This window comes from Methanoregula sp. (genome assembly GCF_028712425.1).
In the GTDB taxonomy this organism is placed as follows: Archaea; Halobacteriota; Methanomicrobia; order Methanomicrobiales; family Methanospirillaceae; genus Methanoregula.
Genome location: NZ_JAQTQD010000004.1, coordinates 48556 through 74182 on the forward strand (window position 1 = coordinate 48556; position 25627 = coordinate 74182).

The 25627-nt window shown below is 48.0% G+C and carries 16 protein-coding genes; 9 read left to right on the forward strand and 7 right to left on the reverse strand.

Annotation, left to right across the window (positions count from 1 at the left end; all coding sequences use genetic code 11):
• Positions 1 to 550 precede the first annotated feature (550 nt).
• On the forward strand, positions 551 to 1420 hold the full coding sequence (locus PHF39_RS03065) for a PD-(D/E)XK nuclease family protein (protein ID WP_300220066.1): 870 nt from the start codon (positions 551 to 553) through the stop codon (positions 1418 to 1420).
• Positions 1421 to 1437: 17 nt separating this feature from the next.
• Here the strand turns inward: PHF39_RS03065 and PHF39_RS03070 are convergent, their stop codons facing one another.
• On the reverse strand, positions 1438 to 2016 hold the full coding sequence (locus PHF39_RS03070) for a 3'-5' exonuclease (RefSeq protein ID WP_300220068.1): 579 nt from the start codon (positions 2014 to 2016) through the stop codon (positions 1438 to 1440).
• Between the two features lie 157 nt (positions 2017 to 2173).
• Here PHF39_RS03070 and PHF39_RS03075 point away from each other — a divergent pair, with 157 nt between their 5' ends.
• The 4 genes from PHF39_RS03075 (at position 2174) to PHF39_RS03090 (ending at position 10079) form a co-directional block, all read left to right on the forward strand.
• Entirely contained in the window at positions 2174 to 4525 is a 2352-nt protein-coding gene (locus PHF39_RS03075; protein ID WP_300220070.1) for a TerB N-terminal domain-containing protein, read from the forward strand.
• 24 nt (positions 4526 to 4549) lie between these two features.
• Positions 4550 to 5896, forward strand: a complete 1347-nt coding sequence (locus tag PHF39_RS03080) for an ATP-binding protein (RefSeq protein WP_300220071.1) — start codon at positions 4550 to 4552, stop codon at positions 5894 to 5896.
• Between the two features lie 17 nt (positions 5897 to 5913).
• Positions 5914 to 8079, forward strand: a complete 2166-nt coding sequence (locus tag PHF39_RS03085; RefSeq protein WP_300220073.1) for a DEAD/DEAH box helicase — start codon at positions 5914 to 5916, stop codon at positions 8077 to 8079.
• 176 nt (positions 8080 to 8255) lie between these two features.
• Positions 8256 to 10079, forward strand: a complete 1824-nt coding sequence (locus PHF39_RS03090; RefSeq protein WP_300220075.1) for an ATP-dependent endonuclease — start codon at positions 8256 to 8258, stop codon at positions 10077 to 10079.
• A 53-nt stretch (positions 10080 to 10132) separates the two neighbouring features.
• Here the strand turns inward: PHF39_RS03090 and PHF39_RS03095 are convergent, their stop codons facing one another.
• The 4 genes from PHF39_RS03095 to PHF39_RS03110 form a co-directional block, all read right to left on the reverse strand.
• Positions 10133 to 13465 (reverse strand): UvrD-helicase domain-containing protein, encoded by a 3333-nt coding sequence (locus tag PHF39_RS03095; RefSeq protein ID WP_300220077.1) that lies wholly within the window; start codon positions 13463 to 13465, stop codon positions 10133 to 10135.
• A gap of 1 nt (position 13466) precedes the next feature.
• On the reverse strand, positions 13467 to 15668 hold the full coding sequence (locus PHF39_RS03100; protein ID WP_300220079.1) for a PD-(D/E)XK nuclease family protein: 2202 nt from the start codon (positions 15666 to 15668) through the stop codon (positions 13467 to 13469).
• A 1061-nt stretch (positions 15669 to 16729) separates the two neighbouring features.
• The gene (locus tag PHF39_RS03105) at positions 16730 to 19438 is read right to left on the reverse strand and encodes an AAA family ATPase (RefSeq protein WP_300220081.1); all 2709 of its coding nucleotides are present in this window, start codon (positions 19436 to 19438) and stop codon (positions 16730 to 16732) included.
• Positions 19435 to 20565 carry a DNA repair exonuclease gene (locus PHF39_RS03110; protein WP_300220083.1) on the reverse strand — a complete coding sequence of 377 codons (1131 nt, stop codon included), beginning with the start codon at positions 20563 to 20565 and terminating at the stop codon, positions 19435 to 19437. The genes PHF39_RS03105 and PHF39_RS03110 overlap by 4 nt, the downstream gene beginning before the upstream one ends.
• A gap of 116 nt (positions 20566 to 20681) precedes the next feature.
• On the opposite strand from PHF39_RS03110, the gene PHF39_RS03115 reads away from it, so the two are divergent.
• From PHF39_RS03115 to PHF39_RS03125, 3 genes are all read left to right on the forward strand, one after another.
• A complete protein-coding gene (locus tag PHF39_RS03115) occupies positions 20682 to 21029 on the forward strand; it encodes an SbcC/MukB-like Walker B domain-containing protein (RefSeq protein WP_300220085.1) in 348 nt (115 codons plus the stop codon).
• Between the two features lie 206 nt (positions 21030 to 21235).
• Positions 21236 to 22264, forward strand: coding sequence for a putative sulfate exporter family transporter (locus PHF39_RS03120; protein WP_300220087.1), 1029 nt, complete (start codon positions 21236 to 21238; stop codon positions 22262 to 22264).
• 76 nt (positions 22265 to 22340) lie between these two features.
• Complete coding sequence (locus PHF39_RS03125) at positions 22341 to 22565, forward strand: ferredoxin (protein ID WP_300220088.1); 225 nt, start codon at positions 22341 to 22343, stop codon at positions 22563 to 22565.
• A 105-nt stretch (positions 22566 to 22670) separates the two neighbouring features.
• On the opposite strand, the gene PHF39_RS03130 is transcribed toward PHF39_RS03125, so the two are convergent.
• A complete protein-coding gene (locus PHF39_RS03130; RefSeq protein ID WP_300220090.1) occupies positions 22671 to 23315 on the reverse strand; it encodes a peroxiredoxin in 645 nt (214 codons plus the stop codon).
• A 173-nt stretch (positions 23316 to 23488) separates the two neighbouring features.
• The gene (locus PHF39_RS03135) at positions 23489 to 23983 is read right to left on the reverse strand and encodes a cache domain-containing protein (protein ID WP_300220092.1); all 495 of its coding nucleotides are present in this window, start codon (positions 23981 to 23983) and stop codon (positions 23489 to 23491) included.
• A gap of 284 nt (positions 23984 to 24267) precedes the next feature.
• On the opposite strand from PHF39_RS03135, the gene PHF39_RS03140 reads away from it, so the two are divergent.
• Positions 24268 to 25605, forward strand: a complete 1338-nt coding sequence (locus PHF39_RS03140; protein WP_300220094.1) for a response regulator — start codon at positions 24268 to 24270, stop codon at positions 25603 to 25605.
• The last annotated feature ends 22 nt before the right edge of the window (positions 25606 to 25627 follow it).

Consider the following 25627-nt stretch of genomic DNA (forward strand, 5'->3'; position numbering starts at 1 on the left):
ATTTTCTCTCACTTTACCGTCGGAGAAAAACAGGCAGGTATGGCACAGTTTGGGCGGCGGATCGCGGATGGGATCGGGCTATGAGCTGGGGGATGTGGGGAAACCCACTTTTTCAGGGAAGGGTCTACGACGGAGATATCTCATTCTCCGACGGAGCACCCCGGATCAATACCCTCTCCCGGTTCATTTCACGTGCTCATGCCCAGAAAAAAAGGCGATCGTTGAAATAAAAGGCACCAATTAGGACGTTTTTCGAGGTTGATATGGCCTTGAATGGGGATACTATCAACGCAATGAGCGTATTTTCAAAACAGTGTGCTGTAATTCGCGAAAAAAAGCGACTTCCAGAAAGTCGGTTTTTCAAAATGGGCTCTGATTTGAAAAAGGAGCGATTTACGGGGAGATAGGTTTTTGGGAGTTGACGGTCGGAAAAGATCCTCAAAAATGAGGATCTTCGACGAAGATACTGACTGGAACTATTCAAACGCGGGATGTTGACAACCCTGGAAGAAAGGCGAAGTATTTTCACAACGGTATCCCACTAAAGAGTATGGCAGAGCTGGATCCATTTTTTCATAAAATCAATTCCTGGTCCTTCACCAAACACCGGGTCTGGAACCGTTGCCAGCGCCAATATTATTTTGAATACATTGCCCCGTACGTGAAGACGAGTCCGGTTGTTCCTCCGGAAAAAATCCGGTGGCTCAAGAATTTCACGTCAAAGTTTGTTATCCAGGGCCAGCTCATTCACGATATCATCGACCAGCAGATCCAGTTCCATTGCGAAGAGCGGCCGATGAAACCGGAAGAGGCGATGAAGGCGTTTGTGAAAAAAGTTGCAGCGTTCAAAACTATCTGTGGCGAGACTTTCACGGAATATCACAATGGCGAGAAGATCTCGGTCTCGTTCTTTTCAGCAATGGAGGAGAACGGGAAAACCTGCCTGCATACGTTCTTTGGCAAGTGGCCGGAGTACGCGAAACAGGAATGCCTGCGCCACGAGGAGTTCGATCATTTCACCACCGGTAATGTAAGCGTGACAGTCAAGGTGGACTTTGTCGGGAAGATGCCGGACGGCACACTTATCCTTACGGACTGGAAGACCGGGCGGGACGATGACGAGTACGAGTCGGAACTCCAGATGGCTGCGTATGTTCTCTGGGCACGCAATCATTACCTGAAGAGTGCCGATGAGATCGCGACCGAACTCGTATTCCTGAAGACCGGGAGGGTGAAACCGTACTCGTTTTACCCGGAGGAATTGCAGGACAAAGAAGAATTGATTCAGGGAGAGTTTGCGGCGATGAATGCATCGTATGAGTACGAGAATTTTCCGGCAAGTCCTTCTGCCCGGGAATGCATGAGTTGTAAGTTTGCGGAAGTTTGTCCGGATCGCACCCTAAAAAAAGAAGCGAAGTAATCACTCTTCGAATCTGATTATTGGATTATTCCCTGTTTCTTCAATGCGAAATAACACCGTGCACATGCCTCGACATCAGCCCCGGCATTGTGGCTGTCAGTAAATCCCTCGCCGAACAATTGCATGTGCAGCTCGTTTAAGGTTGGCCACTTGTATCCCCGGCCCGACTTTGCCGGCAGTTTACAGAACTCCACAATCTCCCGGGGTTTCATCGTGCAGCACGGTTCCTTTTTCAACAGCCCCGTCTCTATTTTGCACCGCGAAAACTCGGTATCAACGATCGGCAGGTCATAATCCAGGTTATGGGCGATGATCCTTGTCGCTTTCATGACATCGGCATTGAACTGTGGAAGCACTTTATAGAGCGACGTGCCCTCGGCCCGGGCCCGCTCGGTCGTGATGCCATGGATCCGGGCAGCGTCCATGGGGATGGAAAAGTCCGTCGGGTAAATGATGAAACTGTTCTGACTTTGTCGGGTGCCTTCTTTGTCATATAACGACCAGGCCAGCTGGACGACCCGTGGCCATTTCTTTACCGGATCGATCTCGAAGTTTTTCGGGAGGCCGGTGGTTTCAGTGTCGAAGAAAAGGAACATAATGTCACTTTGTAATAATCATATTTATTTTACTCGACCAATTGACACTTTTTTTTGAAATCAGATGTACGAGAAAATCTCATTTCTCGGGGGAATTCTCATCCTGCAATTTTTTTCAAATCAATTTTATAGATTCAATACAAAAGGAGAATTTGTTATGGCTGGATTTATTGATTCTGTCCTGAGTTTATTCGGGAAGCGGCCTAATTCGTCATTACAACCCAAAGATTCCGGAAGTCTGGAAAAGACATCCACAGGAATCATTTCTGAAGAGGATCAGAGCGATATTGAACAAATTGATCTCATCTCGGTTTCTCCAAATATTACTCAATTCGATCATCCTGATGATAATTATCATTCAATTACAGTTCATGGGCGCTCAATCTTCGATCCTCCCGTATCGCATAAAAATTATGCAATGCTAGGGATGACGTGGGTGGGAAATGGTGAGTCGATCCAAATTCAGGAATTTACTATTCACAATCCATTAACATACTGGTCCAATAATAAACATCCAGATGCGTCCTGTATTTCTACCTCTTTGAAAGTTGAAAAACCGAAAAATGGGTCCTTATCATCCTTACCCTATTGGCCACAATATCATGTTATCACTCCAATTCAGAGATGGAAATATCTCTCATGGCTCTCTCAAGGACGAAATACTGATCTTGACGAAATCGGATATGCATTCATCTTTTTTTATGGACTTGAGAGGAGAGCGATTATTGAGAGAAAAGACATTGGATTAATCTTAGATGAGGTCAATCGTCTTTTGTCGAGATATCCTTCTTCGAATTCATTCAACTCATACCTGAATCAATTCAAAGCATATTTAATTGGTTCGCAACTCAACGAATTGAATGATGAGGAAATAAGGAGATTTTTTCCCTCTCTTGATAATCTGGACGAAAGATCAACAAAAATTCTCATCTCATGGTTTTACTCAAATAATCGATCTCTTCAATGGAAAATATGCTACTCACTCTCAAAAAATTCCCCCGAATTCCAGAGAACTAATATTGCAAAAAAAACTCCCGATTTATTGACGCTGTTATTCCGGAAAAAATTCCAACAAAGCTTCCCTGAAGGCATATCACGTATTTGCGAATTTGAACAATTCGTATTAAATTATCGACCCGCAAGTCCATCGCTTTTAGAAAAAGTTGGTTACACTTCCGGTTCGAATTTTATTGAACCATTATCTTTGTCCATCCCAAATCTCAATTCACAACCTTTTCAAACACTGAAGAAAATCTGGAACAATTGCATTGATGAACTAAAACCTGTTGTAAATAAGTTGAATAAAACAGAGGGATCGATCACAAGAGATGTCTTTTGTCTTCTTCCGAATACGTTAAAAGAAGATATTCCACATCCGGATTTAATAGCATGGCAAAATTTTCTCGCAACCAAACAATTGGTTGATGGATCGGTTCTCCTTCCTGTTTCAGATATCGCACACTTGATTGGGATTGAGAAACGGAATGTCCTCACAACAAGTCAAAGCAATACGATAACATCTTTGGTCAAGGATTTGGGAGGGATTATCACACCGGATCAGACAATCTCCGGTACTCCATATAAGTGGGACGATACTGTCGCAATAATTCCAATCAGGGACAATGAATGGACGATAACGGAGAACTTTCAAAGTGCAGCATTAGTTTTTGGAATAGCATATGGAATTGCAGCATCGGATGAAGATGTGTCGGAGATTGAGGAAAACTATCTAAATAAATTTGTTTCAGAAAATTTTTCATTAAATGTTTTTGAGATCAAATGCCTCAATGCCCTTCAAAGAGTCCTCGAAACACAACCCCCCGTTCTGTCCAAGATTGGTAAGCGACTGAGTAAACATCTTGATCCGGAGAAAAAAATTGCACTCGCCAATTTCCTTGGAGATATTGTATTGCTTGATAGTAAATTCGTGAAAGGTGAGCAAAAAGCAATAAAAAGTGTTTTCAAAGCATTAGAGATAGAACCGGCAATTTCCGATGAACTCTTCAAAAAATTCCTTGCAAAACACATTCCTGATGAACCTATCACTGTCCAAAAGGCCGGTCGTGTCCGCAAGGGTGAGACAATCCCGGCACGAGTTCCAAAACCGGAGTTTACTATTGACCGTGAAAAATTAAAGCAAACTATGGAGGATACTCGGGCAGTCCAAAATATTTTATCGGCAGTATTCCAGCAGGAACAGGAAGAGAGCCTAATCGAAATTGAACCGGAAGTAAAAATTCCAGAAAAAACTGATATCAAGAAACCGGATATCGATTTGCCATTCCCTCCGGAAACCATACCCTTGCTTGATGTTAAGTATCTCTTTATGCTGCACGATATCATGCAGATCAATGAATTAAGCCAAGATGAATTTACCAGTCTTGCTCGAAAACATAACCTGATGCCAAGGGCTGCATTTGATGATATCAATACATGGGCTGATGAGGAATTGGGCGATTTCCTTCTGGAAGAAAACGAAAGCCGTATCGTGATCAATTACAAGAAATGATTGTTCGGCGGAGTGTGAGATGATATGGGGAAACTTAAACCAAGAGAGCGAGATGCAATAATCCAGTCCCTGAGTACCGGTGTTGTTCCAAGAATCGGGCTTGAGCATATTCAAGTTGGCAGGAAAAACGAAGTCAGTGCAATATTATCAGATTTAGAAAAGATTCAGGATGATGGTGCCAGGGTCCGGTTTATTATCGGGCGATATGGATCGGGTAAGAGTTTTTTCCTGAATCTCTGCCGGATAGTCGCTCTTGAGAAGAAATTTGTCGTGGCTCAGGCAGACATCAGTCTTGAAAGACGTTTATATTCCTCAGACAACCATGCTCGGGCATTATACACGGAGCTTGTACATAATTTTGCTGTGAGGGCCAAACCGGAAGGTGGCGCACTTCGTGGTCTGGTTGAGCGATGGATTTCCGATCTTGAACTGCGCTTGAAAAAAGATGGAAAGAGTAATACAGAAATTCTTCAACAGATTCCCATTGAGTTGAAAGAACTTCAGGATTATGTCAGCGGTTACGATTTCGCAACAGTTCTTGGAAAATACTTCGAGGGCTATCAGCAAGGTAACGATGCCCTCATGGCGTCCGCCCTTCGTTGGCTTTCAGGAGAATATTCAACGAAGACGGAGGCCCGACAGGATCTCGGAGTCAGGACAATCATTGAGGATAATAACATCTACGATTACCTGAAATTATGGGGACGCTTTGTCAGGATGGCGGGTTATTCCGGGCTTCTAGTCAATCTTGACGAGCTGGCTGTTTTGTCACATCGCCTGAATAATGCACAGGCCCGCAATTCAAATTATGAGACAATTCTCCATATCGTAAATGACTGCAATCAGGGAAATGTCTCCGGTATAGGATTCATTTTTGCAGGAACTGATGAATGCCTGAAAGATCCCCGCCGTGGACTCGTTAGTTATGGAGCACTTGAAAGCCGTCTTTCCCAGAAAAGCGATTTCAATGTTGCTGACCTGAAAGATTTCAGCAATCCCGTCATTGAACTTGAAAACCTATCAAAGGAGGATACATACGTCCTTCTTCATAATATCCGGAATGTGTTCGCATTCGAGGATCCTGCAAAGTATCTTATTCCTGATAAGGGAATTGAGGGGTTCCTTGCACATTGCCAGAATACACTTGGCGCAGATTTTTATCTTACACCACGGGACATCATCAGAAGTTACGTCCGGATGCTCTCAATTCTTGAACAGAATCCAGGTACATCTTGGGAAAGCCTGTTGAACACAACTCCCATCCAAAAAACGCAGGAGCCAGATGAAACCTGTGAAAAACCGGATGTGAATATCCCCAAAAAACCTGTTGAATCAAAACCCGATGATGAACTGGTTTCCTTTAAATTGTAATTTTTTGGAACACTACGATGCAAAAAACCGCATTCTCTTACCTCCATCCAACAATTCAAGAAAAACTCTACAAGATGTGCTGGACGGAACTGAGGCCAATCCAACAGGATGCTATCCGCTTTCTATTTACAACGGATAAAAACCTGATAATCTCTGCAAGAACTGCTTCCGGAAAAACTGAAGCTGCATTTCTTCCAATCTTGTCGCAGATTGTAGAGAAGAAAGGGATTGGTATTTCTGCGATCTATGTCGGTCCTCTCAAGGCCCTCATCAACGATCAGTTCCAGCGGCTGGAAAGACTCTGTGAATTATCAGATATACCCGTCTTTATGTGGCATGGGGATGTGGGTAGCAGCAGAAAGGCAAAGTTTCTGAAAAAACCTTCCGGGATTCTTCTTATCACCCCGGAATCCATTGAATCACTTTTCATAAACCATCCCAATGAACTCTCCCGTCTTTTCGGTTCGTTGTCGTTCATTGTTATCGATGAAATGCATTCATTCATCGGCTCCGAGCGAGGATCGCACCTTAAAAGCCTGCTCTCAAGGATCATTCAAAAAAGTCCCAAAGGAGTCCGGTTTATTGGCCTCTCGGCAACCTTTGGTGATCCAGAGCGAGTCAAACAGTGGCTCATCCCGAGAAACCCGGATTCAATCGAGATTATTTCCGATCCCGAGATACATAAAGAGATCAAGTATCTTGTCCGGGGATACGTTTTTGAAAAACCCTCCAAAGAACAGCCTGCACTTGGAGAACCGGAAACATCACCTATCATCGAAGATATCCTGAAATTTTTCTATGGAAAAACCGCCTTGATTTTCGTGAACAGTCGGGAACTTCTTGAATTTTATACCGATAGTACACGTAGACATCTCGAACGAAAAAACCTCCCGGATTATTTCAGGATTCATCATGGATCGCTCTCGAAAAGTGAACGGGAGGAGACAGAGGCGGCCCTGAAATCGGACCAGCCAACAGCAACATTCTGTTCGAGCACATTGGAGATGGGAATAGATGTCGGGAATGTCTCACGCATCGGACAGATCGGCGCCCCCTGGTCGGTGAATTCGCTGGCCCAGCGTATCGGCAGGAGCGGGCGCAAGGAGAGTGAGGCACAAATTCTGATTATGTTTATCATCGAGAGGGACACAAAGGAAGATTCGCTCATCGAACGGATGCATCCCGAACTTATCAGGGCGGTAGCGATGTCGGAACTCATGCTCTTTGAAAAATGGTGCGAACCGCCCCAGATCGGTTTTTTTCATTTCTCTACTTTGATCCAGCAGATCTTGAGTGTTATCAGGGAACATGGCGGATCAACTGCAAAGGATCTTTTCAATACTCTTGTCAAAGAAGGATCTTTCGAGAACGTCCGACAGGAGGATTTCATTCAGATCTTGCGAAACATGGGATCCGCAGACCTTATTGAACAAGATGATCGGGGGATACTGATACTCGGTCTTGAAGGAGAGAGGATTGCGAACAATTTTGAATTCTATTCGGCATTCGCAACACCGAAGGAATTCAGTGTTGTCCACAAGGGAGGAAAGATCGGTAGTATCCCGTCTGCTCCAGATCTCGAAACCCGCGAGTTCCTGATTCTTGCCGGCCGCCGGTGGGAGATCCTCTCGATTGATTTCAAGCGATGCGAGATCCTTGTCGAGCCATCTAAAGGTGGGAAAGTGCCGAAATATTTTGGAGGGGGCGGGGCCGAGATCCACGAGAGAATCCGTGAAAAAATGAAGGAGATTGTCATATCGGATTCAATTCCTTCTTATCTCAATTCAGGAGCACAGGAGATGCTTAAGGAAGCCCAACAGGTAGCTAAATCAGTAAATCTCTCAGAGACTTCATTCGTGGTTGACGGTCCTTTCACGTACTGGTTCACTTGGACCAGTTCGGCAAAACACCGGACGCTTTTCACGCTGGGAAAGGAGTTTGCCGGCTTCCATGTCGAGGATGAGGAGATTGCCCTTAAGTTTAAAGGAGTCTCGCCATCGCAGATCCTCGAAAAATACAAAGAGATACTTGAATCGTGTCCGACTCCGGATGAGATTGCGGCGAAGTTCCAAGGTCGTACGAACGAGAAGTATGATCAGTTTGTTCCGGAGGATCTGCAAATTGCGGAGTATGCGAGGAGGTTTATTGATAATAATATCCTGCTTTCCGTTGAGAAAGGTTAATCGCAAATCTCTGTTGAGTCTTATAGAAATTTGATTATTATAACAATTATCCAACTTGCATTCGATTTTTGTGCTAATGCAAAGACTCAATTTTATAATCGTTGACTCAAACCAGAATTAATATCGCTAAATAAAACAACGTAAGATTATCTAAAATATATTTATGGGGAAAAAGGATGAGAATTCAAAAAGTAAAAATCCGCAATTATCGCAGCATCTGTTCTTTGGAGGTTCTATGCGAACCGGAGGTGATTCTTCTTGGACCAAATAACCATGGAAAATCGAACATCCTTTCTGCTATTGAATTTGCACTTACTCCATCAGCGAAACCTCAAGATGAAGATCTAAATGCTTTTTGCGGAGAAGACTACGAAATTTGGGTTGAACTCACTTTTCATGAACTATCGGAACAGGAAAAAAATACATTTAAAAAATATCTCCGAAATGATGGCACGTTCCTCATACGGAAAACTGCAAAGAAATCACAGGAAGGTAAAATCGAGACCGAATACCGGGGATCAATGTTAGAACCGGAACAATCCTGGCTAAAAGAATCAGAAATAAGGAATTTGGCTTCCCGAGATGCAATTAATCCAATCCCGCTTCGGGAATATGTCCCTGCAGCTGGACGAATAACTCAGGATATGGTCAAAACAGCACAATCCCAATATATTGAAGAACATCGAGCAGAGCTTATTTTTCATGAAAATCTCACAACAACCAATTTTTTAGGACCTAAAAATATTGGAGGAGGCAGCCTTCCAGATTTCTATATCATCCCAGCGGTTCGCGATTTATCTGACGAGACAAGAATAAAAAATACCACAATGTTTGGAAAATTACTTGGGCGAACAATTCAAGAGATGGCCGAACGGGATCCCCAATATCAACAATTATGCAATGGAATTGAGCAACTTGTAAAAAGACTTAATCGTTCTGATGCAGATCCTCAGAATAGACCTACGCAAATGGTGGATCTCGAAACACGCTTATCTGAAGAATTGCGTGATTGGGGTGTTAGTGTGGAAATTGAAGTAATCCCCCCAGAAATTGAAAAAATTTTTGAACTTGGGACAAATTTGAGTTTGGATGATGGTGTTAAGACCCTTGCAGAACAAAAAGGCCATGGTCTGCAGAGAGCAGTAATTTTTGCTATCTTTCGAGCATGGGCAAAAACCTTAAGAAGCAACACTCAACCTGATGCGGCCGTCCCTCGCGCATCATCAGATTCACTGATTTTTGCCATCGAAGAACCTGAATTATTTCTTCATCCTCAAGCACAACGAAAAATGGCACAAGCATTACAGGAAATTGCAGTTACTCCTCAACATCAAGTTCTGATATGCAGTCATTCAAGTCATTTTGTAGACCTTGAAAAATACCGGAGTATTTGTATCATTTCAAAAGAAAATCCAAGGGATGGAACATCTGTTCGACAGTGTTCGAAAGATCTTTTTGAAGGGACAACACATCAAGATCGAAAAAAGAAATTTCACGCGGCTCATTGGATAAATCCAGACCGTGGTGAAATGTTCTTTGCAAAGAAAGTCGTTTTTGTTGAGGGTGAGACGGAAAAAGTAATTTTCCCATTTTTAGCCGATAAAATGGGCTGTTTTAAACACGACGTCTCAATAATCGACTGCGGGTCAAAACATAACCTACCGATGTATATTGCAATCGCGAATGCATTTAATCTAAAACATGTTGTCGTTCATGATGAAGATCCCCTTCCTTCAACCATTCCACCCGATTGGAATCCTGATAAAATTCGTGAAAAGACAAAAACATTCGAACTGAACCATGAGATTGCTACCCAAATTAATCCTGATTTTGGAATTGCGCTTGTAATTACTAAAGATTTTGAACAAGCTGCGGGCATTTCGTTAAATCAGGTAGATAAGAAAGGTAAAGCACTCGCAGCAGTAGATTTTTTTGGCACTAAAGGGGTAGATGAAATACCAATTGAACTCAAAAGCATCGTGACGGAAATATACTCCTAAAAAATTGTTTTTTGAAGGTATTAGATAATCAAAAAAAGCGGGAGCCGATCATTTCAACTCGCCACAAAATCGCCACTATCAATAAAGTATAATCTCCCAGTGACCCTCATATCACAAAGCATCTGTTTTGCCACTTTAATGTAAACATCCATTGATACTGAATAAAAATTTATATTCTTTGAGTGACCCGAAGCCAAACGTATAGTCTCTGACTTATAATCCACTACCACCCAACTCCCATCCTCCATCTCACACAACCGGTCAATCCTCCCCACCACCGGCTTCCCTTCAATCGTAACAACAAACGGCACCTCGCAATACGACCGCTTCACCTTCTTCATCAAATCAGAATTGAGAAAAGCAGAACGGATCTCCTCGCATTGCCGGACATGCTCCTCCGAATATTCGCCATACTCGCGCAAAACCGTCGCAACATCCCGGCCCCGGAGCACTTCGTGGATGATCGTTCCCTTCGTTGCGCCCTCGACCTCCGACAGGTATTTTGATTCTACCGTTTTATGGGATTTTTGCAAATGATTCTTTTCTTTCTCTTCGATAGCTGAAACCGATTCTGGTCGAATTCTCTCTCTCCCTTTCTTCGGTTTTGGTTGTTGCCACGTCCCGGTCTTTCCCGCACATTCCTCCGGCACGACAATCAGTTCCGGCTCCACCCGCCCGGTCTCGGCCGGGATCGATCCGGGATCGGAGACGATCGACAACCGGATCGTTCCGGCCCCATCCGGCAGTGCGAGATCAAGCCCACCAGAGGTAATAGCATTCCCGGTCACGCCAAACGCTGTGAAGATCCATTCGATCCGGGACCGGGCAAGATCGTACGACAACCCGGAATCCTCCGGCATGGTCCCGCTCATGATGAGATGGTCCCGGGCCCGGGTGAGGGCAACGTAGAGCAGCCGCTTCCGTTCAGCCCGCTCCTTCTGCTTCTGCTGCTCTCGCAATGCAAGGAAGACCGGGCTCTCGGTCATCTCGAAATTCTCCCGGGGGTTCGGGACCTTTACGCCAACCATCAGCGGGTTGTCTCCGATCAGGATCGGTGAAGTAGTGTTCGGGAAATTCATGCCCATGTCCGGCACAAAAACAATCGGGAACTCCAGCCCCTTTGCTGCATGCACGGTCATAATGTTGACGGCATTCTCGGCAAGGGCATCGAGATGGGCCTCGCCCTCCCGTTCATCATCCTCCATCGCGAGCCGGAGATCCGCGGTGAAATCGGCAAGCGAATAATTCCCGGCCTCCTCTCTGGCCCGGGCCATGGCAACCAGCTTCTCGATGTTGGCAAGGATCTGTTCGCCGGCCGGGAGCGCTGCATAGATTGGGTATACACCGGACTCCGATAAAATCCGGCGCAGCAGGGACACCAGGCCGGTCCGGCCGGCATATGTTTGCCAGGAAGCGAGAAGATCGCGGGAACGGGTTGCCGGCCCGGGACCGGTCCGCTCTGCGTATTTCCCGAGCTTGTCCCAGAGCGTCCGGCCGTTCTCCTGTGCAATATGGAAGAGCTCCGTATCCGGCAGGCCGAAGTACGGGGACCGGAGAATGCCGGCAAGGCTGATATTGTCATGCCGGTATTCAAGGAACGAGAGGATGTTCGTAAGATCGTACACTTCCTGACGGTGGTAAAACCCGGTCCCCCCGTGGACATAGAAGGGGATGCCGTACTCGCCCAGCGCAGAAATATACTGCGGGAGGTTGGTCCGCTGTTCGAGCAGGATCGCGACATCGCCGTACCGGGCCGGGCGCTGGGCAAACGAATGATCCGGTTGTTCCTCGTACACCGTAAGGGGCTGCGAATGGATAGCGCAGTGGATCCGCCGGGCAACCATCGCAGCTTCGTTCCGTTTGGTTCCGGCAGCATCGCTTCCTTTCGGGGGCAGAAGGAGTTCAACGGAACCGGTATGATCCGCACGGCTTCCGGATATCCTGACCGGTTCGTACCCGAACTCCCATGGTTTTTCTGCGGATGCAAGGAGCCGGGAGAAGAGGAAATTCGCAAGGCCGATCACCTCTTTCGTGCTCCGGAAACTGGTATCGAGATCGATCTTCCTTCCCGTGCATGCCGTTGTGATGATCTCCTGTGCTTCCTTGAACCGGGTCACATCTGCATCGCGGAAGAGATAGATCGACTGTTTGGGATCCCCGACAATGAAGAGACAATCCGTGGATGGGGACGGCGTCCCGATAATGGAGAGGATGATATCGAACTGCGTCAGGTCCGTGTCCTGGAACTCGTCAACAAGGATGTACCGGAACCGGGGCATGAAGTGCGTGGTGACAAGATCGCGCTGCTCAAGGAAAAGCCGGCGGGCATGGAGGATCAGGTCCGAAAAGTCCAGGCCCCCAAGAGAACCCTTGCCGGTCCCGACCAGCTCCAGGTACCGGAAGAAAACCAGGGACAGGTCGTGCAGGAACCGGATCGACCCGGTGATCACCGGGTCGGAGGGATCCATCGTCATCCGGAAGAGGGAAATTTTCTGTTCGAGAATGTCGTTCAGGCACTTGCGTGCACTCCTGAACTCAGCAAGATCATTGCCCCTCCAGTTCTTTTTGCTCCCGATATTCCCGGGTCTCTTCCGCTCCAGCTCAAGAGCAGCCGAACAGAATTTTTCCGTATCTTCAGGATCAGAAAGCCGGGAAAGGAGGGGCTGGATCTCCCCTAAAAACTGTGCAGCCTTGTCATCAACACCTGCATACGCGGATGCTAACCCCAGCAGGGTTCGGACGCTGGAAGAGAACGAGGGATTGTTCCGGAGTGCGGCAATCTCATCGTCACGGAATTCGCTGACTTCTCTCGTCCAGGTTTTCAGCACATGCGTCTCATCAGTATCAAGAGCCGCAAAGAACTGTGCATAGCGCTCCCGCCGTTCGTACATTGTAGAGAGGATCTTCCGGAGGTTGGTCTGGTCCGTGATGGAGAGAACGTGCACGAGTGCCTCATTGACCGGCCCATCCTGCGGGGAATGAATGAGTTCGTCGAATGCATGGTTGCGGATACGGGTGGCCTGCTGTTCGTCCAGCACAATAAATCCCGGCTCAAGGCCGGCTTCGATCGGGAATTCCCGGAGCACCTGCGCACAGAACGAGTGGAACGTCTGGACCGGTGCAATCATGAAATCCTCGGCAGCCTTCTCCCACCGCTGACCTTCGTACCGGAGAATCTCGGCCCGGATCCGCTCTTTCATCTCGGCTGCGGCCTTATCCGTGAACGTCAGCGCAAGGATCTGGGGTACCGTGACGGGCCGGGTTTTGAGCAGATCGATATATTTCTGCACAAGCACGTAGGTCTTACCCGTCCCGGCTCCGGCCGTGACTACCATGCTCCGGTCGTGGGTGGTGATCGCTTCGCCCTGTCGTGGTGTTGCTGCCATATCAGGTCTCCTCCCCCGACTGGAATACCCGGTACGGATCGAAGCGGCAGATCTGTCTGAATTCACAATACGTATTCGGGCATTCCTCTTCAGCCGGCAGCGGGAAGCGGCCGTTCCGGATCCCTTCGATGTAGGCAAAGGCACAGTCACGGGAGTGCTGGATCGTGCCGGAAAAATCTGCAGATGGACGAACACGGGAGATCATCAGGTCCTTTGCAGACGGATCCGCGAGCACGAGACTCCGGGTAATCTCGCGCCGTATTTTATAATATCCCCCGCCAACACCGTGATTGCCGGATATCGTTTCGAATGCTGAAAGATAGAGCGGCAACTGCAGGGCAGTTCCGGCCTCGATCTCTTTTGCTTTGGGATGCTGCAGGCCGGACTTGTAATCATAGATCACGAACTGCCCATCAGGTGTAAGATCGACCCGATCGATCCGGCCCCGGATGAACATCTTCTGTCCGCCATCCTGCGAAACAAGTTCAACCGGTTCCGGAACAGATGACGGATCATCTGATTCACCCGCCTCCATGCCAAAGGAGAATTCAAATCGCGAGGGAATGAGCGGTGAATTTTCTTCACCCGCTTCATTGATTAAAAATCTCTCAAAGTATCCGGGCCCGGTATATTTGTCCCCAAGCATCAGGATCCGGGTCGCGTCCCAGAGCGGGCTCTGGAAGGAATACTGTGCCAGTTCTTCCGATGCGATCTTCAGGATCATTTCCGTGGCATCGTTCAATGAAGCGAGACTGACCTTGTTGTGACCGGCAGAACGCCACTGCCGGTAAAAGGCACTCAGGATATCGTGGATGGCAGTTCCGCGATCGCTGGCTGAGAGATTCGGCTCTACTTCCGGTAATTCTTTGAGATTGATCACCCGGCCTAGGAAGTAGGCAAATGGGCAGTTGGCATAGGTCTCAAGGCTTGTCGGGGAATACACGTGATCCGGCCCATAGTGACCAGCAAGTGCTTCCTGAATTGTCTCATCGCCGGACAGGATGCCATCATACGATGAATCACACACGCCGGTCCGGTGATACCGTTCCATGTTGACGCGTTCTGCGAGATTGTCAATCCCGAGAGCATCCGGAATCATTTCAAGTGCTTCGCAAACCTTTGCGTCACGGATCAGGGAACCCGCTTCGATAGCAGCGGTATGACGGGATGCCGATCGTGCGGTGGCGTCTGCATCGGGCCAGGGAGAATTTCCAATTCTCATCTTTACGCGTTCAAAGAATGCGGAGGTGAGCAGGGGCTTTTCCCCGTCGGCAAGCGGGGCACTGAGGTAAACGGTCTTCTGCGCAGAGAGAATCGCCGCAAGGAAAAAATACTGTTCCTCCCGGAGGATCTCGGAAAGGGAACGGGTTCCCATGCGGGCATTTTCGAGCGTGTTGGTGAACGGGAGCCGGGTTGTCAGTCGGGGAAACGTACCTTCAACCAGTCCCCCGATAAAGACAACCGGGAACCTTAGGTGCTGAGATTCGCGAAGGCCAAGCACCGTAACTCCATCAGAATCTTCAAGCCCGCTCTCATCCGGCTCTTCGGTAATGGAAGTGATATAGCGGGAGAATGCACCGGCAGTGATTACCTCATCATCAGGGAGCCATGCAGCCTTTTCAAGTGCCTCAAGCCGGGAACAGAACTTCTGATAACTCTGGATCTCCCGGTCCTTTGTCGGTTCATCGGGTGCAGAATACAGGTGCGGGATATTCCACAATGCCAGGAACGAGCGGAATCCCCGGATATGATCCCGGAGATTTTTCTTTCCTGCCAGAATTTCCAGGTCCGAACGGAAAACCTTCAATCCTTCCGCAACACGTTCAACGGTCTGAACCGAGATACCCGGGTAGTTCCTGGCTTTTTTCGGATCTCTCAATTCCCGGTGGAGCCATTCCAGCTGCCGGTCCCACGAAGGGTGGGGCCCGTCAATCCCGGCGTACCGGGATACAAGATCAACTTCAGCGGCATCAAGATGTGCGGTCCCTCCCGGGACAGCAGAGCGGAAATAAGGGCTGCCCACAACCCGGACAACATCCTCCCGGGAAAATCCTCTTTCGCCGATACCGGCAATCGCTATGAGAAACTGGATGACCGGCGCCTGGGAAAGCCGGGGGCCGATCCCTGCATTCCAGGGAATCCCAAAATCCGAGAAAACCTCTTCAATAATTCCATAATTCTCCCGGAGATCCGGAAATGCCACGGCAATAGAAGAAAGAGGAGTCCCGCTGGCATTCAGCCGGTGGATTTCAGCCGCGATTCCATATACTTCGGCATAGCGCGAGGGGAAGGTACGGAGCCGGAAAAATTCTCTCGCATCCAGGTGTGTGCTGCTGGAAAAGAGACCGGTGATCTGAGATCGTACTGAAGAAGGATCGCATGACGGCGGTTGTCCGGAATTGTGTCCATCTGGGAGATGACTCCGGAAAATATTCCGATCAAGACCATCGGGAATACTCTGAAAAACCGTTCCGGCATGGTCCCGGATTGCCTCAAAAAGATCCTGTTCAATCGGCAAAGGTTCATGGAATCCGTAGATGAAAATCGTTCCGAGCAAGGATAGTTCGCAACGGTTTACCTGATTGATTGTCCATTGAACGATCGTATCGCTGTCAACCAGATCGAGATCTCTCAAGCTATCCCGGTAAAGGGTTATGATCGCATCGAGCTGATCGCTCTTCTCGCTCTGTAAACCGACGAGACATTCAGGAAAGGCAACTTTCCTTGTGAAGGTGACGTTCATAAACATCAGGAGATCATCCACAGTTCCTGGGGAAGGATGATTGCGATTTACAAAGAATCGGACGTTTTCTCTGTTCTCTTCCAGTAACCGGGAAAGTAATAGTTTGGATTCGCTTTTTGACAGGAGACGTTCGGTTGTCCGGTTCTCTTCAAACAGGATCCTGCAGAATCCCTTGAGGGTACAGATACGGGAAGGAATGAACGGAATATTGTTTCTGATCAGGTGATCGGTAACCTCAAGGACAAGTCTCTCCGTGGGCAGAAGGAGCCATGTTGTGAAGGAATCTTCCTTTGCAGTTGCAACAAAACGATCGATAACCGAATCCAGCTTTTCCCCGGGAAGTCCGTAATCGAACGTGACTGCCCGATTCTCGGATTCCGGAGAAAATCTTGCTGGCATGATATGTAATTTTCAACCTGCCGGAAGAAAAAAGATGGGGGATTTTTATTATAAGAATTAAGATGTGTGGACGTCTCGATCATCTTAATGATAACAAATTTTATCTCAAAATTTTTTGAATGTTATGACAATTTACCATCAGATGGAACACTAATTACATGTCCCTTAATTCCAGTATATGGCGTATCATTACAAGTTGCCACAATTATCTGGCACGAGTTATTTGACACTTCTTGTAGAATTAAACTTAACCGTTTCATTCGCATGGGATCGGCATTTACCAAACGATCATCGATTACAACGAGGTTACGTTCATTTTTACTCAAGATGACACCTAACGCCAATCTTAAAAGCACGACAATTTGTTCATGCGTCCCATAACTCAAACTGTCCAATGGTAATTGTGTACCATATCTGTTACTTTGAATTGCAATTGGTAATAATTCCTCATTAAGCTCCAAGCCCGCATATGAATCATCGGTCAACATGACAAGGTACCGATTCACTAACTCACTGATCGGTCCAGCAAGCATGGTTGATTGTTCTTTTCTGAGAGCAATTACCATATCATGCAATAATTTTATTGAATTTGCTTCGAGTTGGACACTCGCCAGTCTGCGTTTTTTTGTTTCAAGGAGCCCCTCAAGATCTGATATTTGAGAATACAAACCCTGTGCAGCTGACTCTTCAATTCGAGCATTACGATCAATAATTTGGTTTTCATTAGTCCTAATTTGCTCTTCGAGAGCTGTGACTTTATGTTCTCCTTCAGCATACAGTTTTCGAGGAAGAACAACCATTTTTTCATAATCCATTAAAATATGATTAAGATCGCCAGTAGCTGTCGATAAGAGGTTACGGTTTTTCTCAATAAGAGTGACCAAATTATCACGAGAACCATAATTTTTAAGCGATTCTACATTTTCATTATTTAAACTGTTAATTTCTGAATTGCTGCGCTCAAATTTACTCCGTTCATCGATTGCATTCTGAATTAATGCTCGGGATTTATCTCTTGATGATTTTTCCATTAATTGTTCTTTTTCTATATCCTCGACCAGCTGTTTTTTTGTTTTTTCTGTCTGGATAATTTTTTCACGAAGGCCTTTGCCAGACAATTTTTTCCAAGTCGCTGGTGCACTTTCTATAGATTGCGATTCTTCAGCAATTTCCTGCTCTAAACGTCTGAACTCGTCATCAGAATTCTTACCTTTATTTTCATCGAGAAGGGTATCCAAGTTTTTCTTAAGTTGTTTTACTTCTCTTTCTAAGTCGATCCTATTCTGATAACGATCAGAAAGATCCTGTTTATTTCTGACATTAAACCGAGAGAAGGTATTTTGGATACTTTTTTGGAATGATTGTGATTTCTCGATGATCTCTTCAAGAGACGATCCGCCACCTCTAACATGAATCTTACCTATTTTTTTAATGTCAAATATTGTCGGGGTTAGGACCGAATATTCGTGTTTAACATCGGTATGGGATGCTGTTGGTGTAGATCTAATATCCGAATCCTCGATGTTCAGGTCAAATTTTATACGAATTGCACTCGCTTTTGCTTCTGCTTCCACTCTCTGAAATTGATCCCAACTTTCTTCAAATTCGTGCCATTCATGTTTTGAGGGCGCAATTAATTCAGTAAGTTTTTTCTTTTTTATTTTGTATTCTTCATCGGCTTTAGATAATTTTGAAAGGTATTCATGTAAAATTTCTTTTGAGTTTTCCAATCGCGAAAGATTTTCTATTTTATGTAACAACGACAACTCATCTTCAATCTTTTTTAACTGGGGTTCAAGATCATTTTTCCACTTTTGATGATATTTTTCTTCGGTATTTTGTTCAATCCTGGAATCAGCTTCGCATCGTTCTGCAACTTCTTTTGCTTCAGATAATTTCTGATTTAATTCATAAATTATTTTGATACGCCGATCGATCGTTTTTAATTCTTTCTCAAGGCCACTTATTTTATTGTTTAATTCCGTTATTTCAGAGTCTTTCACGCGTTTTTGATCTTCAATTCTGTCGGCATTCTCTAATTGTTGTTTTTGACTGGTCAACTCATGTTGTGCAGTTATCAAGGAATTCTGTTTTTCTTTTTTTATCTCGTAGAATCCCTCAAGTTCTAAACGAAGGTTCTCTACATTGGAAGCCTTTATCCGAAGATCTTCAAACTCATTTTCTTTCTGACTAATTTCTTCTCTAAGGCTGGCAAGCTCACAACCAGATTTTATTTTCCCACTTTGAGATGTCCAATATCGATCATAAAGATCATCAATTGAAGTGCATATCGCATCTTCTTCAGGACGTTTTATAACAAATTCGATTATTCCAGCAAGATCTTGTTTGATCCCATCAGCCCACACTTTTTTTGGGAGGGGATCTTCATTCTGCAAATACCACAATGCTTGTGCCAATCCCCGGTGTTCAGGTTGAGATGCTCTGCTGGATGAATTTCCCTTAAGGATCTTTTGAAGTTCAATATCTGCTTTATCACCCTCGTGATCCAATTCCCAACGACCATTTCGTTCTGAGCTAAGTTCACTGATTGGGGCATGAAGGAATCGCTTTTTAATTTTTAATCGCTTACCATTATCAATAAAAATTATCTCAGCTTCGGGACCTAGTGAACTATTCAAAGGTTGAATTTTTCTAATTTCTTCCGCTTTTGATGAAAAACGATCAAACATTACCCTCGCAAGTGCTTCGAATAATGTTGATTTCCCGGCCTCGTTTCTTCCAACAACAAGGTTAAACCCCTTATCAAAAGAGAAGGTATGGGGTTCCCTGTATCCTCTCCAATTTTTTAGGGAGATTTGTTCAATGATCATTTCATCCCCCCCCTCCGAAATGAACGAAGCATACTTTTAGCTTTTTGAACTACGGCACGATCTTCTCCCGCAAAGACATTGCAGGGGGGTTGTGGAATCTTCCCCAATAAAATATCAGTTAGTGCTTCATTCACTCCTTGAACAAGACCTTCAGGCAATTGCGCCTCTAAATCCGGATTAACAGAGATCTCCACTTGTTCCCACTGCAAAAAAAATGCCATCTCATCCAATTCATCGCGAAGTGTTTTCAGCTGTTGAAAAACGCGATCATCGTGCTGAATATGAATACGGAGATTGATTCGTATTACTAATGTTGAATATGATCCGAGTGCCTTTAATTTCTCTTCAAATTTTTCTAAATCTGTAATGTCTTGAATATCCAATGAAAATTTTGCCCAAGTTAATGTGGAACATCTTAATTTTTCGAAATTTGGGGAAACCTGTGGTGCAGGAATATCCACAATCACAATATTTCCGGAATCGGGTTCATCATAACTTGTCGGTTCGAATGTACCTGGATAGATACTGCGACCATATTGAGAAAAGCTATGCCAGTCCCCAAGAGCGAGATAATCCAGACCTTTGTCATCAGCACATTTTATTGATATTGGAAAATTTATTTCCCCGGGTAAACTGTCCAATGATCCATGAGCTATCCCGATACGAATTTTCTCATCAGTGATGGCTCTTTTCGGTATCCATGATGTTGGGTCAAGACTGCTACGCTTTTGTTTTACAGGACATGGAAAGATAGCCACATTACTTCCCAAGTCGATCTCCTCCTCAACAGTGAGTAAATGGATATGCGAACCTACTCTCTGCCAGCTAGTACGATCCCAGATTCCACCGGGAATATATGGATCATGGTTCCCAGGAAGTATGAATACTGGAATTGGAGCAAATTGATTTAGAATGTCAACAGTTTTTTTTACGACAACTTCATCGACGTCTGGGTGTTCAAAAAGATCTCCTGCAATAAGCACAAAACCTACTTTTTTTTGTTGAGCAATATTTACGATTTTTTGAGCGGTTACATATCGTTTTAACCTGATTTCTTTTGATTTATTTCCTGTATGTACCGCACGCATTCCCATCTGCCAATCTGCGGTATGAAGAAATCTGACCATCCTTTTTGCCCCCAGTAATGACGGTATTATTTTTATTGAATCTTCAATACTTCGATATTCCCTCCAATTCGAAATTTACTATTGGCTTCAATGACCTATCGAGAATTTTTGCGAATGTGATCTTCAACCTCCTTGTGCGGGACATTGACAACGATTACCCCATCGAGCGTTTCAGCGGGGGCGAACAGGACGACATCGCAGTCGCCTTAAGAATCGCCCTCTCGCGGTACCTTGCCGAGCTCCACCAGGTCCACGAGTCAACGTTCCTCATCTTTGATGAGATCTTCGGGAGCCAGGACGAGGAGCGGAGAGCGAACCTCTTAACTGCACTTCGCACGCAGGAGTCCCGGTTCCCGCAGATTCTCTTGATCTCGCACATCGCCGAGATCCAGGGTGAATTCGCCAACACGCTTGTTGTCGAGATGGGCACGGACAGCGCGAGCCGGGTGCGGGAAGCGGAATGATGCCGGCTGGATCCGGATCTCTGCGGTAACCGCCGGACGTTTTTCCCGCAGAGCCCCGGTCCCACCCCGCCAATAACGGACACCTCCCCGCGAACAGATCGCAAGCGTTTGGGCAAAAAAGAGTGCCTGTTCTATCGGGTCGTCCTGCATTCCTGTGCGGCGACCGGGCAGGATTACCTTAATGCGCGATGCCATATGACATCTCTATGTTGACCCCGTCACCATCATTCCCTCCCCGCATTACGGCTGCTCTCGGCATAGCGTACGGTCTCCTCCCGGTGTTCATCATCGCCTGCATTGCCTGGGAGATCGGCGTATTCATCCCCATCCTCGGCGGGCCTGTTGCCGCCATCCTCATCGGCCTTGCTGTTGGCCAGATCTTTGGCCAGCGGAAGGAATGGGCAGGCGGAAAGACGTTTGCACAAAAGACAATCCTCCAGGCATCTATTGTTCTGCTCGGCGCCGGCATGTCCCTCTGGCAGGTTGCAACAATCGGTCTTGCCGGCCTGCCGGTCATGATCGGGACGCTCGTCATCTGCGTTGCTGCCGGTATCGTTGTCGGCCGGGCCCTCGGAGTCGAGCGTGACACCCGGATCCTTGTCACGTACGGCACGGCCATCTGCGGGGCCTCGGCAATTGCCACCATGAGCGCCGTCATCGGGGCGGCCGGCCCGGCCATTGCGATCTCGGTCACGGTCATCGTTGTCTACAATGTCCTGGCAGCGGTCCTCTTCCCCATGCTCGGCCACCTGCTCGGCCTCTCGGAGCCGGCCTTCGGGCTCTGGGCCGGCACCGCAATCAACGACACCTCCTCGGTTGTCGCGGCCGCCACGGTCTATGGGGTCGTTGCTGCTTCCTACGCCGTTGTGGTGAAACTGACCCGGACACTTGCCATCGTCCCGCTGGCCCTCTTCCAGACCTGGTTCCAGAACCGCGGGCTGCCCGAAGATGAGCGGAAGAGCACGGCATGGTACCGGCTCATCCCCCTCTTTCTGGTCCTCTTCCTTGTCGCCGTCCTCATCCAGACGGCCGGGCTCATCCCCCCGGCATGGAACGACACCATACGGTTCCTTGCATTCTTCGGCATCACTGTAGCCATGGCTGCCGTGGGGATGAGCAGTTCGTTTGCTGCCATCCGGAATGCCGGCTGGCGGCCGGTAGCGCTCGGTGGGATCCTCTGGGTCCTTGTTGCGGTCAGCAGCCTTCTTTTGCAGGCACTCTTTGGCCTGCTCTGAACCGCGTTTTTCGTAGGGGCGCTGATACTCTGATGTTCCCCGTGTGCCACTATCCGCGTGATCGGCGGTAATATTCATGAACGTTACAATCGACCGGGTGACCTGCGTGAGCTGCGGGTCCTGCCGGGGCGCATGCCCGGGATTGTTTGAAGAGAACCCGGATGACTCATTCAGCCAGATTACCGGGAAATTCCGCAGCAACGGCAACATCGCGGAAGGCACTCCCTCAGGTGAGCTCGAAGAATGTGCCCGGGATGCTGCGGAGCTCTGCCCGGTGCAGATCATCAGCATCAGCGATTGATTCGCGACATGGTTTCCGGCTTTGCGGCCCGGTAACCGAAAGATGTGTCCCGGTTTTCTTTCACCAGATTTTTTCAAACGAACGGGAAAAAGGGAAGAAGAGTGTTCAGATCTTCTTGTAGCACAAATACCAGTCTTTGTACTCGTACCCCTCGGTCTCCCGCTTCTCCATCTCTGCGGCAGTCTTTGGGGCCGGGACAACGACCTTGTCGCCCGGCTGCCAGTTAGCCGGTGTCGATACCTTGTGTTTGTCGGTTGTCTGGAGTGCTTTTACCAGGCGGATGACCTCCGGCATGAACCGGCCGTTCTGGAGCGGGTAGTAGATCATGGCCCGCATGATCCCCTTGTCATCGATAAAGAAGACACACCGGACTGCGGCGGTCGATGACTGCCCGGGATGGACCATGCCGTATTTTTGCGACACCTTCGTGTTCAGGTCCGCAATGACCGGGAAGGGGATCGAGACGCCCATCTTCTCCCTGATCGCCCGGATCCAGGCAAGGTGGGCCGAGATGCTGTCGATGGAAAGGCCGAGCAGCTGGACATTGAGGCTTTTTAGTTCATCGTGAATTTCGGCAAAGGCAATGAACTCGGTGGTACAGACCGGTGTAAAGTCTGCCGGGTGCGAGAAGAGTACCACCCATTTTCCCTTCAGGTCAGAAAGCCTGATCGGGCCCTGGGTTGTTTCCGCTTCAAAGTCCGGCGCGGGCTCTCCCAAAATGGGGAATGCAACACATGCTTCGTCTGACATTGGTGTTCACCAACTGGTTATTCACAACGGGATGCCTTAAAACCGCTCATTAGTGCAGGTTTTTTTTGGGAAGGTGGACCATGTGTTGTCGTGCCCGGCCAGGTCCTCCAGTATCCCTGTCGCGTTTTTCGCTGTTGTTCCGCCATGCCTGTGGGGGTTGGTTTCCTGTGATGTTACGCCGTGTCCCGGGCCGGCCCCGTGTACACGCCCGACCCCAGCCACCAGGTATCGTCCACCTTCTTCACGTATCCCAGTTTTTCCTCGATCGTCTTGTTGCGGGCCGGATTGCTGTACGCGAACCGCACGAAGCCGGAGCCGTTCTTTGCGGCGTTGATGAACTTATACGAATACAGGTTGCCATATGCATCGCGTTCATTGGTACGGTTCGTTCCGATACGTTCCGGGCTGAACGGGTGGGCAAGGACAACGTCGTCGAAGTCGTACGCATAGATGTAGAGTTCGCCCCGCACAAAGGAACCGTCCGGGTTGGAGAACTCCAAAAGCGCATCTTCTTTCCCGTGGGCCTGTGCATACCGGACCGCTTCATCGACAAATGCGACAAGGGTCTCGTTAAAAATGATGGCAGGCTCCGGGCCGGGGACTGCGGCAGGGATTCCGGCGGGATGGTCCTTGCGTACAGCCGGCAGAAAGGAGCAGGAGAGCAACAAGGACAGAAAGGACGAGGGCAGGTGACCAGCGGGACATAATGAAAGGTGTGTTTCCCTTGTAAAAAAAGCGTACGGAAATGCCTGCCGCCTGGGGCTTTGCATGACGGGCCGGGGATGCCTGCATGCAACCGCAGCGTATCCCGCGCAACCCTGCCGGCTGTCTGCGATGATGGAACAGCTGCCCCACTTCCGCAGGTCCCGGTAGTTTAATGTATTGAAGTGTCGAAGGATTATTTAGAGCGGGAAATCAGATAATTTCCTGAAGATGAGGTTGCTCTTCTCGTATGACCAAACCCGCGCAGCGATCCGGTGACAATATGCGGAAGGAACAGGGCAGGCCCGCCCCGGTAGTATATACAGCGGAGGATGTAGAGCGGATCCGGAAAGAGTACGATGCGAAATTCTCGGAACTGGAGAACAGGATCTTAAAAACCATCAAGAATGCAGTCGGTCCAACAAAACCCACCGAAGGATTACCCCTCCGCATGGCAATGCCGCACTCCAGCCTTTCCTGGATCGAGAAGGCTTCGCCCCGGCAACTGATCGATCTGTTAGGATTATCCCTTGCCGAAGGCCAGAAAAGACCCGATGATGAGAGCCTGTTTATGGCATGGGGCACCCTGTTCTCCAACCTTTTTTTGTCGAGCTCGGATCTCCAGGACGACATCGATACGATCAGCCGGGAAGACCGCGAGCTGCTGAGCCGGGTGGTCCACGAGGACTGTGCCCGCCGGGGGGGAAAATTTGTCTTCTCTATCCTCCAGAAAGGGGCAGACCTTGACCGGGCAGCGCTTGTCGTCATCGCCAACCTCAATGACCTCGCCCTGGTCACGCAGGACGGGGAACCGGCTCTCACCCTGCTCATCAGGATCTGCGACAAGAACACCCGTCCGCTCCTTATCGAGAAAGCCGGGAAGCGGCTGCTCGCCGGTGTCTGTGACCGGGACGGGATACCGGTCCTCTTTTCCGTCTTTGGCCTTGGCGACCTGAGCGTGTACGATATCGAGGCGGTCGAGCGGATATTCACAAAGGAAGAACTCAAAAAAGTGTTCCCGAAGAGTGGCCTTGGGAGGAGCGCTTTCGACGCCTACAATGAGGTCGCGACACGGATCCGGGAGAGTCTCGCGTTCCAGAGGAAGTCGTTCATGAACGCCCGGGCCGGTGCAGCGGCTGAGACGGGCAACGGGAAGGGCGGTGAAGATGCGTCTGCTTCCATGAATGGGGATGTGCAGGAAACGGGTGAATCCCAAAAACCGGGCGATACGTCCATCCTTATTCTTATCGTGGATGACAGCCGCATCCTCCGAAGCCTCTTAATTCAGAACCTGAAGAACCTCGGGTATGAAAACATCATCGAAGCCGGGACCGGTGACGAGGCTGTGGTCGTGGCCGCGGAAAAACAACCCTATCTTGTCTTCATGGACATCAACATGCCGGGGAAACGGGACGGGATCGCCGCTGCAGCCGAGATCCGGAAGACAACGGATGCGCGGGTCATCTTCCTCACCAGCTGTTGTAACAAGGAGACCATTGACCGGGCCCGTGAAATCGATCCGGAAGGGTATATCTTAAAGCCGTTCAGCGAACGGAATATCCGTGTTGCCCTGCGATTGCTGAACTGAAAACGGCTCCCCGCGTGCGGCC

Coding starts and splice junctions, on each gene's coding strand:
- PHF39_RS03065 (WP_300220066.1), top strand. CDS start 551: ATGGCAGAGCTGGATCCATTTTTTCATAAAATCAATTCCTGGTCCTTC.
- PHF39_RS03070 (WP_300220068.1), bottom strand. CDS start 2,016: ATGTTCCTTTTCTTCGACACTGAAACCACCGGCCTCCCGAAAAACTTC.
- PHF39_RS03075 (WP_300220070.1), top strand. CDS start 2,174: ATGGCTGGATTTATTGATTCTGTCCTGAGTTTATTCGGGAAGCGGCCT.
- PHF39_RS03080 (WP_300220071.1), top strand. CDS start 4,550: ATGGGGAAACTTAAACCAAGAGAGCGAGATGCAATAATCCAGTCCCTG.
- PHF39_RS03085 (WP_300220073.1), top strand. CDS start 5,914: ATGCAAAAAACCGCATTCTCTTACCTCCATCCAACAATTCAAGAAAAA.
- PHF39_RS03090 (WP_300220075.1), top strand. CDS start 8,256: ATGAGAATTCAAAAAGTAAAAATCCGCAATTATCGCAGCATCTGTTCT.
- PHF39_RS03095 (WP_300220077.1), bottom strand. CDS start 13,465: ATGGCAGCAACACCACGACAGGGCGAAGCGATCACCACCCACGACCGG.
- PHF39_RS03105 (WP_300220081.1), bottom strand. CDS start 19,438: ATGATCATTGAACAAATCTCCCTAAAAAATTGGAGAGGATACAGGGAA.
- PHF39_RS03110 (WP_300220083.1), bottom strand. CDS start 20,565: ATGGTCAGATTTCTTCATACCGCAGATTGGCAGATGGGAATGCGTGCG.
- PHF39_RS03120 (WP_300220087.1), top strand. CDS start 21,236: ATGTTGACCCCGTCACCATCATTCCCTCCCCGCATTACGGCTGCTCTC.
- PHF39_RS03125 (WP_300220088.1), top strand. CDS start 22,341: ATGAACGTTACAATCGACCGGGTGACCTGCGTGAGCTGCGGGTCCTGC.
- PHF39_RS03130 (WP_300220090.1), bottom strand. CDS start 23,315: ATGTCAGACGAAGCATGTGTTGCATTCCCCATTTTGGGAGAGCCCGCG.
- PHF39_RS03140 (WP_300220094.1), top strand. CDS start 24,268: ATGACCAAACCCGCGCAGCGATCCGGTGACAATATGCGGAAGGAACAG.